Origin of the sequence: Pseudoalteromonas sp. S3776 (assembly GCF_005886915.1) — a bacterium.
In the GTDB taxonomy this organism is placed as follows: Bacteria; Pseudomonadota; Gammaproteobacteria; order Enterobacterales; family Alteromonadaceae; genus Pseudoalteromonas.
Window position 1 is genome coordinate 1 of the sequence record NZ_PNCU01000005.1, and the last position, 14137, is coordinate 14137.

11 protein-coding genes and 3 tRNA genes are annotated in these 14137 nt (G+C 40.1%); 13 read left to right on the top strand and 1 reads right to left on the bottom strand.

Going from position 1 to position 14137, the window contains the following annotated elements; translation table 11 throughout:
- Positions 1–140 precede the first annotated feature (140 nt).
- The 4 genes from CWC16_RS03345 (at position 141) to CWC16_RS03360 (ending at position 1395) form a co-directional block, all read left to right on the top strand.
- A tRNA-Glu gene (locus tag CWC16_RS03345) sits at positions 141–216 on the top strand.
- Between the two features lie 85 nt (positions 217–301).
- Positions 302–377 (top strand) — tRNA-Glu (locus tag CWC16_RS03350).
- 173 nt (positions 378–550) lie between these two features.
- Positions 551–626, top strand: a tRNA-Glu gene (locus CWC16_RS03355).
- Positions 627–1128: 502 nt separating this feature from the next.
- Entirely contained in the window at positions 1129–1395 is a 267-nt protein-coding gene (locus tag CWC16_RS03360; RefSeq protein WP_138540503.1) for a DksA/TraR family C4-type zinc finger protein, read from the top strand.
- Positions 1396–1573: 178 nt separating this feature from the next.
- Here CWC16_RS03360 and gloA read toward each other — a convergent pair whose 3' ends face one another.
- The gene (gene gloA, locus CWC16_RS03365; RefSeq protein WP_055016653.1) at positions 1574–1963 is read right to left on the bottom strand and encodes a lactoylglutathione lyase; all 390 of its coding nucleotides are present in this window, start codon (positions 1961–1963) and stop codon (positions 1574–1576) included.
- 1092 nt (positions 1964–3055) lie between these two features.
- Here gloA and CWC16_RS03370 point away from each other — a divergent pair.
- The 9 genes from CWC16_RS03370 to CWC16_RS03410 all read left to right on the top strand — a co-directional run bounded on the left by CWC16_RS03370 (position 3056) and on the right by CWC16_RS03410 (position 13949).
- Positions 3056–3934 (top strand): NAD(P)-dependent oxidoreductase, encoded by an 879-nt coding sequence (locus tag CWC16_RS03370; RefSeq protein WP_055016654.1) that lies wholly within the window; start codon positions 3056–3058, stop codon positions 3932–3934.
- 146 nt (positions 3935–4080) lie between these two features.
- A complete protein-coding gene (locus CWC16_RS03375; protein WP_138540504.1) occupies positions 4081–6339 on the top strand; it encodes a chondroitinase-B domain-containing protein in 2259 nt (752 codons plus the stop codon).
- 2 nt (positions 6340–6341) lie between these two features.
- Positions 6342–8561, top strand: a complete 2220-nt coding sequence (locus tag CWC16_RS03380; protein ID WP_138540505.1) for a heparinase II/III domain-containing protein — start codon at positions 6342–6344, stop codon at positions 8559–8561.
- 5 nt (positions 8562–8566) lie between these two features.
- Positions 8567–8911, top strand: coding sequence for a cupin domain-containing protein (locus tag CWC16_RS03385; protein WP_055016656.1), 345 nt, complete (start codon positions 8567–8569; stop codon positions 8909–8911).
- A gap of 3 nt (positions 8912–8914) precedes the next feature.
- A complete protein-coding gene (locus CWC16_RS03390) occupies positions 8915–10222 on the top strand; it encodes an MFS transporter (protein ID WP_138540506.1) in 1308 nt (435 codons plus the stop codon).
- 57 nt (positions 10223–10279) lie between these two features.
- Positions 10280–11212, top strand: coding sequence for a sugar kinase (locus CWC16_RS03395; RefSeq protein ID WP_138540507.1), 933 nt, complete (start codon positions 10280–10282; stop codon positions 11210–11212).
- 64 nt (positions 11213–11276) lie between these two features.
- A complete protein-coding gene (gene eda / locus CWC16_RS03400) occupies positions 11277–11894 on the top strand; it encodes a bifunctional 4-hydroxy-2-oxoglutarate aldolase/2-dehydro-3-deoxy-phosphogluconate aldolase (RefSeq protein ID WP_138540508.1) in 618 nt (205 codons plus the stop codon).
- A 13-nt stretch (positions 11895–11907) separates the two neighbouring features.
- Positions 11908–12990, top strand: a complete 1083-nt coding sequence (gene fbaA, locus CWC16_RS03405) for a class II fructose-bisphosphate aldolase (RefSeq protein ID WP_138540509.1) — start codon at positions 11908–11910, stop codon at positions 12988–12990.
- Positions 12987–13949: a class 1 fructose-bisphosphatase gene (locus tag CWC16_RS03410; protein ID WP_138540510.1), complete on the top strand. Its 963-nt coding sequence runs from the start codon at positions 12987–12989 to the stop codon at positions 13947–13949. Before fbaA ends, CWC16_RS03410 begins: the two co-directional genes overlap by 4 nt.
- Positions 13950–14137 lie beyond the last annotated feature (188 nt).

A 14137-nucleotide genomic window follows, 5' to 3' on the forward strand; every position in this document is an offset into this window, starting at 1 on the left:
CCGACACCGCCCTTCCACGGCGGTAACAGGGGGTCGAATCCCCTTGGGGACGCCACTTACTATTTATAGTAGGGTAGTGTTATTAAAAGCTCGCCTGAAACGAGTTAAACCATTCAGTTGTCCTAGTGACACTTTTTAGTGTCCCCATCGTCTAGAGGCCTAGGACACCGCCCTTTCACGGCGGTAACAGGGGTTCGAATCCCCTTGGGGACGCCACTTACTATTTATAGTAGGGTAGTGTTATTAAAAGCTCGCCTGAAACGAGTTGAACCATTCAGTTGTCCTAGTGACACTTTTTAGTGTCCCCATCGTCTAGAGGCCTAGGACACCGCCCTTTCACGGCGGTAACAGGGGTTCGAATCCCCTTGGGGACGCCACTTACTATTTGTAGTAGGGTAGTGTTATTAAAAGCTCGCCTGAAACGAGTTAAACCATTCAGTTGTCCTAGTGACACAGAAAACGTTTTGAGAAGATAATGCCATTCGCCTCGCAGGCTCGGTCTCATCTTACTTAGAAATAGCAAATCAGTGATTTGCAAAGCAATTTCTGCGTCCCCATCGTCTAGAGGCCTAGGACACCGCCCTTTCACGGCGGTAACAGGGGTTCGAATCCCCTTGGGGACGCCACTTACTATAAAGTATGGTATTAAGCAGTGTGACACCGCACTCTCTATGCACGACGCTATCATAAAGTACTAATCTCTTTGGGATGCCACTTATTATTTTAGTAGTGTATAAATCTATTACTTCCTTAGCTCTATCCAGTGCATTAATTTTATCGTTTATCCGCCAAAACTTTAGTTTTACACTTTTAAACTTCTCAATATCTAAAAACCTATCTATTTAATTAATAATCACCTACGTATAATTTCTTTGGTTTCAAGACAGATCCGCAATAATAATTATTCATTTACAGTGATAAATTTTTTGCTAGCTGCGTTAAAAATACATACCTATAACTACATGTGTAGATAAAATGGGTAGCACAACTAAATTACTAATTACTCTAAACTATATTTATTCACCCTTTAAATAGCGTACGCAATAAAGCCAGCACAAAATATTCAGCATTTATAAAGCGCTGTGCTGCTAGCCTTTTAGTTTAATTTCTCATTACTTGGAGTTAATTATGGCAAGTGGTTGGGCGCGAGATGGCGCAATTCAAGATCAAATCGATGCAAGTGTTAATGACGCAGTGCAATATGCAAGGCAAAATTTAATCTCTGGCGCGAGTGCCGAATTCTGTGATGAGTGTGATTGTGAAATACCACAGGCACGCAGGTTAGCACTGCCAGGTGTTAGGCATTGTGTGGCATGTCAAAGTGAGCTTGAGGCTAAAGGTAAGGCCGTAGCAGGTGTAAACCGCCGCGCAAGTAAAGATAGTCAACTAAGGTAAAGGTGCAAATAGGCACCTTTTGATAAATTTTATTACCTAGATCGCGAGGTTTGTAACCGAGTGAGCTCAATAATCGCCCTGCGTTATTTTAATGACTTATATCCATGTAAGAATAAGCAAAAATAGAGCAAAGCTTCCGCATTTTGATCGCACCCCTTACCAACACCCATTAATGGGATTAGTTTCTCTTTTTTTGAATAAGCTCAATTGAATAGCCATCAGGGTCTTTCACAAAAGCAATTTCTGTTGTACCGCCTTTGACTGGTCCGGGCTCTCGGCTGACGTTTCCACCTGCGGCCTTAATGTCATCACATGCTTTGTATATATCGTCAAATTCAATAGCTATATGGCCATAAGCATTACCCAAATCGTAGTTATTTTGATCCCAGTTATAAGTAAGCTCTAAAACGGTATTATTATCCTCTTCTCCATACCCTACAAAAGCCAATGTATAACGATACTCTTCATTATCAGAGCGGCGTAATTCTTTCATTCCTAAAATCTGTGTATAAAAAGAAAGTGACTTTTCTAAGTCGGCTACACGCAACATCGTGTGTAATAAACGCATTTAGGTTACCTCTGTGAGTTTAAAGTTAAATAGGTGGGGAAGCATAGCGCCAGATGGAGATAATTCATAGCCATATCAAGGCACCTGAGCTAGCTGTATACCTAACCCCTTATTTTATACCAACACCGTAATAATACTTAATCATTTTTAGGGCCTAAAATTAATCAAGTTGGTATTAAACACCCTCGTTTAGAACAATTAAATATCGCACTATGCCTAGCTACCAACACGTTTATCTATTCTCGAAATAGCTCACTTAATTAAGCGGATAAGCATTATCTCTTTTTTAATAATAATTTTGTTTCAATAAGTTATTTGAGTATTCATTGCGTTACATGTACTTGCAATAGGTCAGACTTTTGCCGCGTAAGTTTGCCTTGTTTTCACTGAGAGCCTTTAGCTTATGACATTAATTTAAATATCAATGCGATTTAATATGTAAATAAACCTTTGGACTTTAATTAAGGTAAATGTGGATACACGAGGCATTTGCACCCTTACATAGGCAGAAAATTAGAATACTAAATTCGTATTATTACCATCAATAGGTAAGTGCACTGTGTATGTATGGTTACGGTATTTATGTGAGTGGGCAAAGGTGTAGTAACTTATTGGTCAACCTATTTTTTATAAGCCCCTAACCAATGAAGGTAAAAGTATGTTTAATTAATTTTATTTACGAATAGTTGTTAACCTTCTGATTACTAGTTTCTTTTTGTTTTCCATGGATTGAATTGTAAATTACCTTGGTTTACAAAGTTAACTTATTGGTTGACAATAATGGTGTATGGTAATACAGTTTTTGCATACCAATTGGTAAGCTGTTTGGTTTTAGCTTCTCCAAGGTATTAAAAAATAATAAAAGTAATGCTAAGCGTAGCCTAATAAATACGTAACCGGTCAGCAATTTATAGCGTGTAATTAACCTTTTATTACTCGCTAAAATAGGAACAACGAGGCTGGTTATTTATTCAAAAGAGCATGCTCAGGGTTACTTTACACATTGAACTAAACGACACAGCGTACCTATTTATGGGGTAAATCATTACTCGTACTCATAAAAGCACGCGCCATCATATTTAGGAGTTATTCATGTCTAAACCAGTAATCGGTTTTATCGGCCTTGGCTTAATGGGCGGCAATATGGCCGAAAACTTACAGAACAAAGGCTATGAGCTTATTGTTATGGATTTAAACAAAGATGCGGTTGCTGCATGCGTTAGCAGAGGCGCGAAAACAGCAAGCACTGCAAAAGAGCTTGCACAAGGTGCAGACATAATTATGTTTTGTTTAACAACATCTGCAGTTGTTGAAAAAATTGTGTACGCAGAAGATGGTATTTTAGCGGGTATTAAAGAAGGCGCGGTATTAATTGATTTTGGTACATCAATTCCTTCGTCGACTAAAAAAATTGGCGCTGATCTAGCTGCTAAAGGCGCAGGCATGATTGACGCTCCACTAGGGCGTACTCCAGCCCATGCTAAAGACGGCCTATTAAATATTATGGCAGCGGGCGATATTGAAACGTTTAATAAAGTTAAGCCTGTACTTGAAGATCAGGGCGAAAACGTATTTCACCTAGGTGAGCTAGGCGCAGGGCATACAACTAAGTTAATCAATAACTTTATGGGTATGACCACAGTATGTGCTATGTCACAAGCGTTTGCTGTAGCAGACAAAGCCGGTGTAGACCGCCAGCAACTATTTGACATTATGTCGACAGGGCCTTCTAGCTCTCCATTTATGCAATTTTGTAAAAACTACGCGGTAGACAATGTAAGCGACCTTGGTTTTTCAATTGCCAATGCAAACAAAGATTTAGGCTACTTCCTACAAATGGTTTCAGACCTTGGGACTGAATCAAAAATTGCCGAAGGGTCATCTGCTAATTTACAAGCGGCATTTGATGCAGGTATGGGCCAAGGCAACGTGCCAGAAATTTTTGATTACTTTAAAACTCTAGAAAAATAATACCAACAACATTGGGTGCTTTAACGTAGTTAAAGCACCAAAACACACACAACATCAATTGGCTAGATTTAATCTGCTTTGTGCAATGATTGCAGTATTACTATTGATAAGGCATTACTTCCGGTCACACTGAAAAAGAGTTATCTATGCGTTTAATTAATATAATAAAGCTTAGCCTAGTTCTTATTGGGTGCACATCCACACAATTGGCAGCCAAAGATTATTTTGTAGACACTGAACAAGCTTTTCAAGAAATCTCTGACAAACTCGTTGCCGGCGATAAAGTAACTCTCAAAGACGGTACGTGGTCTGATTTTGAAATTTTATTACAAGGCCAAGGCACCAAAAACGCCCCTATAAAGCTTACAGCACAAACTAAGGGTAAGGTTATTCTATCAGGGCAATCTAATTTAAGACTGGCGGGTTCATACTTAGAAGTGTCAGGGCTGGTATTTAAAAATGGTTATACGCCTAGCTCAGCCGTAATTGAGTTTCGTAAAAATAAAGATGAACTTGCTACCCACTCGCGTGTAACTGAGGTAGTTATCGATAACTACAATAACCCAGATAAGCGTGAATCTGACTATTGGGTGGCGCTATATGGTAAACACAATCGTTTTGATCACAGCCACTTAGTAGGTAAGCGTAACAAAGGTGTTACAGTTGCTGTAAGGCTTAATAGTGAGCAAAGCCAACAAAACCATCATCAAATTGATCATAACTTCTTTGGCTATCGCCCAACTTTTGGGTCAAATGGCGGTGAAACACTGCGCATTGGGACTAGCCACTATTCTTTAAGTGATTCATTCACCCTAGTTGAAAACAACTACTTTGAACGTACAAACGGCGAAGTAGAAATAATCTCTGTTAAATCAGGTAAAAACCACATTCGTAATAATGTGTTTTTTGAATCTCGCGGCACATTAACGCTGCGCCATGGTAATGGCAATGTTATTGAAGAAAATATCTTTTTAGGCAATGGCGTGGAGCACACTGGTGGCATTCGCATAATAAACAAAAATCAAACTGTAAAAAATAATTACTTAGAGGGCTTAACAGGCTATCGCTTTGGGAGTGGTTTTACGGTTATGAACGGTGTGCCTAACTCACCTATAAATCGTTACCACCAGGTAGAAAACGCGACAATTGAAAACAATACCTATGTAAATGTACGTCATATACAACTTGGCGCAGGTAGCGATAGCGAGCGTAGCGCTGCGCCAATTAATAGCGTAATGAAAAATAATCTTATTATTAATCAAGATGGCGAGCAGCCTTTTACAACCTTTGATGATGTAAGCGGTATTAAATTTAGCAAAAATGTAGCTAATACCCAGGTATTAAAAGAGTTAAATTATGGTGTTAAACAGCAAAATGTAACACTAACCAGAGCTAGTAACGGTTTACTGTATCCTGAAGCAAGCAAAATTAGTGCAGGTGCTAAACGCGGTTTAAAGGTGCTAAAAAAGGCCGACACCGGCGTTAGTTGGTATCCAAAAACAGAACAAGTTGTGGCATTTGATACGGGCAAAACTCACCCAGTTAAAGCGACAGTAGATGCATTACTAAACGCAATTAATACTGCACAAACGGGTGATATATTAGAGCTATCTGATGGTCAATACGATGTATCTAAACTCGTTAAAATAACAAAAGTGCTTACCCTTAAAGCTAAACATACTGGCAAGGCTAAGTTGACTTACCAACGCTCCACCTTATTCGAAATTCATGATGGCGGTAGCTTAAAGCTAGATGGTTTAGTTATCTCGGGTGAAAACGCGCCCGATGCCATTAACAATAGTGTGGTACGCACTAAAAAGTGGGGCATGATTGATAACTACCGCTTTGAAATACACAACTCACAACTAACTAATCTTGATATTAATCATTCATTTCACTTTTTTGTAACGGGCAAGGGTGCGATGGCAGATGAAATCACGTTAGTAAATAACACCTTTAAAAATGTAACTGGCGATATATTACGCCTCAATACCGAAATAGAAGATTTAGGTATTTATAACGCTGAGTATGTAACCCTTAAAAATAACACTTTTGATAAGGTGGCCGGTGCTGTTGTTAAGTTATACCGAGGGGGGAGCGATGAGAGCACCTTTGGTCCGCATTTATTAATGACTAATAACACCCTAACTAAAGTAGGTTTAGGTAAGCGAAACAAGGCGAATGCAAGTGTGTATGCACACGGTGTTCAAGTTACAAACATTACAAATAACAAATTTAGAAAATCTGCACAGGTTAAAATTGAGCACACGGTAGGTGAGCCAATAACAGCCATTACAGATAACACCTTTGATGCAACAAAAGCACCAAGCGTAAAAGAACTACGTGTAGAGGGCCCTCACACGGCAACCATTAAAAATAATAACGTTTTAAATAAGGTGAACTAACAATGATTAATTTAACGCAAAGTAAGTCATTATTTAAAACGGTGGGCGTGACTGTAAGTGCCTTAGTTTTATCGTTAAACGCCTACGCAGCGCATCCTAATTTGGTAATAACCAACGATGATGTACAGCAAATGCGTCAAGCAATTAGCAGTAATGAGCAGGGCAAATTTGCTAACGCATTTGAAGCGCTCAAAGCACAGGTAGATGAACAAATTAAAGGCCCTATTTCGGTACCTGTGCCTAAAGATGGTGGGGGAGGCTATACCCACGAGCAACATAAAAAAAATTATCAACTTATGTATAACGCGGGTGTTATTTATCAGCTAAGCCAAGATGAAAAATACGCACATTACGTACGTGATATGTTGCTTGCTTATGCCAAATTATACCCAACGCTCGATGAACATCCTAAGCGCAAAGTTAAGTCGCAAAACCCAGGTAAGCTATTTTGGCAAAGCCTTAACGAAGCTATGTGGCTTGTTTATACCATCCAAGCATATGATTTAGTTCACGACGCACTAAGCGATACGAATATCAAAACCATTGAAAATGACTTATTGCGCCCAGTCGCGTTATTTTTATCACAAGGCCAGCCATCAACCTTTAATAAAGTGCATAACCATGGCACCTGGGCTACAGCAGGTGTAGGCATGGCAGGGTATGTGTTAGATGAATCTGAGTGGGTTGAAAAATCTCTTTACGATTTAAATAAATCAGGTAAAGGTGGTTTTATTAAGCAGCTCGACATGCTGTTTTCACCACAAGGTTATTACAACGAAGGACCTTATTATCAACGCTTTGCATTACTTCCGTTCGTAACCTTTGCAAAAGCAATTGAAAACAATGAACCGCAACGGGATATTTTTGAATATCGTGACGGCATATTGCTCAAAGCAATTGATACCACTATTCAGCTAAGCTACAACGGTCTATTTTTTCCAATAAACGATGCCATAAAAAGTAAAGGTATTGATACGATTGAGTTAGTTCAAGGTGTAACGGCTGCGTATAGCCTAACTAACGATACGGGTTATCTAGATATTGCACAGTATCAAGATCAAGTGGTTCTAACAGGTGATGGTTTAAAAGTTGCTCAAGCGTTGGATAAAAATAAGCAGACGCCTTATGTGTTTAAATCAGTAGCGTTTGGCGATGGTAACGATGGCAAGCAAGGTGCATTGGTAGTAATGCGTACGCAAACTGGTGGCGACCAAGCACTTTTATTTAAACCTGCTGCACAAGGCTTAGGGCATGGCCATTTTGATAAATTAACTTGGCAATTTTACGACCATGGTAATGAAATTGTATCTGATTATGGCGCTGCACGTTTTTTAAATGTTGAAGCTAAATACGGCGGTCGTTACTTACCAGAGAACGAGACTTACGCAAAACACTCTGTGGCACACAATACGGTTGTGATTGATGAAACCTCGCATTTTAACGCTAATGTTAAAGTAGGTAATAACAATCACCCTAAGCTTAATTTCTTTGAGACAAACCAATACGGAACAGTTGCAAGTGGGCAAATAAGCACTGTTTATAAAGGCGTTGAGCTTGAACGCACCTTGGCATTAATTAATCTGCCTGAACTTGAAAGCACGCTTGCAATCGACATTTTTAATGTTAATGCAGATGCCTCCCATAAAATTGATTTACCGCTGCATTATAAAGGTCAATTAATTGATACCAGCTTTGAGTTACTTGCTAAAACCAAAAGCTTAGCTGCGCTGGGTGATAAAAATGGTTACCAACACTTATGGCTTAAAGCAAAGGCACAGCCTGAAAAAGGTTTAGCAAAGGTAACATGGTTAAATGACAATGGCCGTTTTTATACTCAAACAAGCCTAGTGAAAGGGGATGAGTCTTTCTTATTTACGCAAATAGGCGCTAACGATCCGCATTTTAATCTTCGTAATGAAAATGGCTACATTCGCCGAGTAGAAGATAAAAAGCAGCATAAATTTATTTCTGTACTCGAGCCTCATGGTGAATACAACCCAAGTAAAGAATATACCTTAGAAGCGATTAGCCGTGTATCTTCACTTAAGTATGACGTACAAGCAGATTTGGACCTAGTTGAAGTTAAAGTAAAAAATAACACCTACTTGGTTGCTATTAATAAAGCTGAGAAAGCAGCTAAACACACATTCACATATCAAAATAAAGCATTCACCTTAAATGGCCGTCTTGGCGTTTATGCGATGAAAAATAATCAGGAGTAAACAGGATGCAAAAGCAAAGTCCACACTTTTCATTTGGTAACGAAACCGAGATTGAAGATTTAGGTAATGGTTTAAAACGCCAAATGCTTGGCTATAACGAAGAGCTAATGGCTGTAAAAATTTGGTTCTCCGAGGGGGCGATTGGTTATAACCATGCGCACAGACATTCGCAAGTAACGTATGTTGTTGAGGGTGAATTTCACTTTAATATTGATGGCGTCACTAAAATCTTAAAAGCAGGCGATAGCTGTTTTATTCCTCCTTTTGCTGATCACGGTGCAACATGCCCAACTGGCGGTATTTTGATTGATACCTTTAGCCCAGCTCGCGAAGACTTTCTTGAGGAATAACCTATGAAAATTAAAGGCTTACGCTGGTGGGTCATTGTGTTGATTGCACTGGCTACCATTATTAATTACATCGACCGTCAAGCGCTCAGCGTTTTATGGCCAGACATTGTGGAAGAGATGTTCCCTGATGAATCTGCTTTAGAGCGTAAACAAATTTACGCAAATATTTCTATTGTTTTCGTGTTTGCTTATGCATTTGGCCAAGCTATTTTTGGCAAAATTTTTGACTGGGTGGGGACACGTTTTGGTTTTGTACTTTCAATAGGTGTGTGGTCTTTAGCCACGATTGCCCATGCATTTGCACAAGGTGTGCTTAGTTTAAGTATTTTCCGCGCAATTTTAGGTGTAGCTGAAGCGGGTAACTGGCCCGGAGCAGCTAAAGGTAATGCCGAATGGTTTCCAACTAAAGAGCGTGCTTTAGCGCAAGGTATATTTAATTCTGGTGCAGCTATTGGTGGCATTATTGCTATTCCGCTTATTGCATATTTAACTGTGTATTTTAGCTGGCAAATGGTGTTTATTTTTGTTGGTGCGTTAGGTTTTTTATGGTTAGTACCGTGGATTATTTTAGTAAAAGCGCCACCAGGCTCTCACCCTTGGATAAGTGAAGAAGAGCGCGAATACATTCTTACCGGACAACGACGCGTTGATGATAACGGCGATGTAACAAACGATGACGAAGAAGAGTATAACCCCTCTACAGGTGAGTTACTTTCTCGTAAGCAAAGCTGGGGTGTAATTATAGCCTCTGCAGCTATTGATCCTATTTGGTGGTTGTTTGTATTTTGGATACCAATTTACCTAAACGAAGTGTACGGCATGGATGTTAAATCTATAGGTATTTATGGCTGGGTTCCTTATGTTGGCGCTATGTTTGGCGCTTGGTTTGGCGGATTACTCGCGCAAAACCGCCTAAAAGCAGGTTGGAATACCGATAAAACACGTAAGCTGACCATCACATTAGGGTGTTTAATTATGTTGCCGGCGCTGCTTGCAATGGCAAACCCAGGCGAGCCGGTAATTGCGGTACTTATTATGGCTGTTATTTTATTTGGTTTTCAAACCGCTATTGGTAACGTGCAAACCTTACCAAGCGACTTACTTGGTAAAAAAGCGGTAGGAACGCTGTCGGGCTTTTCTGGTATGGCCGCTAAATTAGGTGCTGTAGGGCTTACGTCACTGGTTCCGATTTTAACCGCTGATGGTAATTATACACCGGCGTTTGTAATAGGGGCATCTTTAGCGATTATTGCAATGGCGGCTGTATGGATTTTAATTCCAAAAATTGAACCATTAAAAAAGCCTAACTAATTTGTTGGCAATGGCTGTTTTTTTACAGCCATTTACTACCTAAGGTAAGTGATAATAATGAAAAATATTTACTTTATTGGCGAATGCATGATTGAGTTAAGAGCGACCGTTCCCTCTACATTGCACCAGTCATTTGCAGGTGATGTATATAATTCGGCAGTTTACTTAAAGCGTTGCTTTCCTAAGGTCACAACCTCAGTGATAACCGCTTTAGGGAAAGATAACTTAAGTAAAAAAATGCGTGAGCGTTTTGTAAGTGAACAATTAAATACAGACTACGTATTTGCTCACAACAGTAAAGTCCCTGGTATGTATTACATAGAAACGGACGAGCAAGGCGAGCGCAGTTTTATTTATTGGCGCGATGATTCAGCAGCAAAAAAGGTGGTTGAATTTATTAGCCCTGAGCTAGTTAAACAGCTGTCATCGGGCGATATGTTTTTCTTTTCCGGGATTTCGTTAGCTGTAATAGAAGCACAAGCACGGCAGCAGTTTTGGGACATAGTTAAACAGCTTAAAGCCGCGGGTGTAAAAATAGTATTTGATCCTAATTACCGCGCAAGACTATGGGATAACGTTGAGCAAACTAAAGCGCAGTATCATAGCGCGTTTAGCTTAGCCGATATTACCTTGCCAGGTGTTGAAGACTTAGAAACACTTTACGACGTCAAGAGCGTAGAGGCCGTTATTGATTATTTAGCACCGTATAACATCAATGAAATTGTAGTCAAAAACGGCCCTGACTCGGTTATTACAAAAGAGGCTGACACAGTGCAAAGCCACAAAATTACACCGGTTAAAAACGTGATTGATACAACCTCCGCTGGTGATGCCTTTAATGGTGTGTATTTAGGCGCGCGTTTAGATGGGCTCCCTATTGATAAGGCTGTTGAACTTGCCGCGCAAGCCGCTGGCGCCGTTATTCAGCAACCCGGTGCCATTGCACCAAAAGATGTATTTCAACAAGCCATGGCTAAATCAGGCCTGTAACTGGCTAATGTACTCAATATATAACACTAAGTAGCACGATTATCTAAAATAAGGGAAACAACGCATGACTCGCTTTTCTGAACTAATGGCAGGGCAAACTCTGCTACCTATAATTCAAGCAGATACGCCAGAGCAAGGTGTTAACATTGCTAAAGCAATGGCAGAAGCAGGCCTAACATTGGTAGAGGTTGTTCTAAGAACAGATGCATCAATTGATGCGCTTAAGGCCATTAAAGAGCAAGTTCCTCAGTTAAAAGTGGGCGCAGGCACGGTTATTAACGAGACAATTTTAAAGCAAGCGCTAGAAGCAGGCTCAGATTTTATAGTCACACCTGCTGTATCGCCTACACTATTAAATGAGCTGGTAAAGTGTAACGTACCTGTATTGCCTGGTGTATCAAATACAGGTGATATTTTAATGGCACTTGAGTATGGTTTTGAAGAGCAAAAACTTTTCCCTGCTTCTTTGGCTGGTGGCGCGCCGTTTGTATCGGCCGTTTCATCTGTATTTCGTGCAGTGAGTTTTTGCCCTACCGGCGGTGTAAGTGAAAAAAATAAAATGGATTACCTGTCGTTAAAAAATGTATTTGCAGTAGGTGGTACCTGGGTTGCAAAAAAAGAGTGGGTAGCACAGGGTAATTGGCAAGCGATCACAGACTCTTGTATCGAGGCTTTAAAATAGCAAGGAGCAAAAAATGAATTATTTAGCCCCAACGATTGCACCCGGTGTTGTTGTTGGCGATGAAGTAAGCGAGGTGTACAAACACGCACGAGCACATCAATATGCATTGCCCGCAGTAAATGTAGTGAGTACATCATCTATTAACGCGACTTTAGAAGCCGCAAGAGAAGTGAAGTCGCCGGTCATTATTCAGCTATCTAATGGGGGAGCACAGTTTTTTTGTGGTAAAGGTTTAGCTCTTGAGGGGCAACAGTCTGCTGTTGTAGGCGCAATAAGTGCTGCACATTATGTGCATAATGTAGCTAAGCACTATGGTGTTGCTGTAATGTTACATACAGATCATGCTGCAAAAAAACTACTGCCCTGGATTGATGGTTTGCTAGATGAAGGTGAAAAATACTTTGCACAAACAGGCAAGCCCCTTTTCTCATCACACATGATCGATCTTTCAGAAGAGCCACTGGAAGAAAATATAGAGGTTTGTGAGCGTTATTTAGCGCGTATGGCAAAAATAGGCATGACACTTGAAATAGAGTTAGGGTGCACCGGTGGAGAAGAAGATGGGGTTGATAACTCCCATCTCGACAGCTCGGCTTTGTACACTCAACCTGAAGATGTAGCTTATGCTTATGAGCGTCTGAGTAAAATAAGCCCTAATTTCATTATTGCAGCTTCGTTTGGTAATGTTCACGGTGTTTATAAATCGGGTAATGTAGTGTTAACACCAAGCATATTGCGCGAGTCACAAGCCTATGTAGCTGAAAAATTTAATTTAGAGCATAACGCTATTAATTTTGTGTTTCACGGTGGAAGTGGCTCTGAGCACAGTAAAATTGCTGAGTCGCTCACCTACGGGGTGGTAAAAATGAATATTGATACCGACACACAATGGGCGAGTTGGAATGGGGTATTAAACTATTATCAAGAAAAGCAAGATTACTTACAGGGCCAAATAGGCAACCCTGATGGTGAAGATAAACCCAATAAAAAATACTATGACCCACGTGTGTGGTTACGCCAGTCGGAGCAGCATATGATGGCACGCCTGATTCAATGTTTTGACGACCTTAATTGTGTGAACAGGTATAGCACATGAAAAGACTGAATAAAGTTTTAAAAGAAGATGGTGTTGAAACCGACCTAATCATGTTAATCCGTACTCTGTTAGCAACCACAAAAGAAATAGCGTTTAGAGTTAGCCAAGGTGAGCTTGCGGGTGTATTGGGCTCTACCCTTAACGAAAATATACAAGGTGAAGTTCAAAAAAAGCTAGATGTTATTGCTAATCAGCTTTTAAAGGATACTTTAATTGATGATGATCTTGTAAAAACAGTGGCATCTGAAGAAGAAGACAACGCAGTAGGTGCACACCCTGATGGTAAGTATATTGTGGCATTTGATCCGCTTGATGGTTCATCAAATATTGATGTTAATGGACAAATAGGTACTATTTTTACCATTTACCCAGCAAAAGCAGATGTACCTTACGATAGTGATGAGCAATTTAATCAACCCGGTACTAATCAGGTTTGTGCGGGCTACGTGCTGTATGGGCCATCGTCGTTACTAGTAATGAGCACAGGCGGGCCAACCCGCTGTTATACGCATGATTTAACCCACGGCGGCTTTTTGCTTACTAAGCCAGAACTTAAGGTGTCGAGTAAAAGCCGTGAGTTCTCGGTTAATATGGCAAATTACCGATACTGGGATGAAGCAACACAAGTTTACTTTGATAAATTACTGTATACATCAGAAGAATTTGCTAAAAGCTCAATTCGCTATAATGCAGCCATGGTTGGCGATGTACACCGAATTTTATGCCGTGGTGGGGTATTTATGTATCCACAAGATACGCGTTCTGGTAATGAAAATGGTAAAATACGGTTACTTTACGAAGCCAACCCACTGGCGATGTTAACTGAAAACGCAGGTGGTATAGCCACCTCTAAAGGCATGCGTATTTTAGATATTCACCCAGAGGATCTGCATCAGCGTGTGCCTGTTATTTTAGGCTCTAGTGAACCTGTGACTTATTTTAATTCTACGGTTTATTAAACCTGACTAAGGCCTCAGTACAAAAGGGCGGTTATTGTCCCCTAACGCCTTTTAAATAAAACGTATGCCACTGCTGACTAATAGTGAGTTAAACGCAGTGGCTACGTTATTTTATATACACATCAAAAATTCATATCTATAGGCTATTACAGCTAAAGCTTTACGCCTGTATTTTCCATCCCCCATTC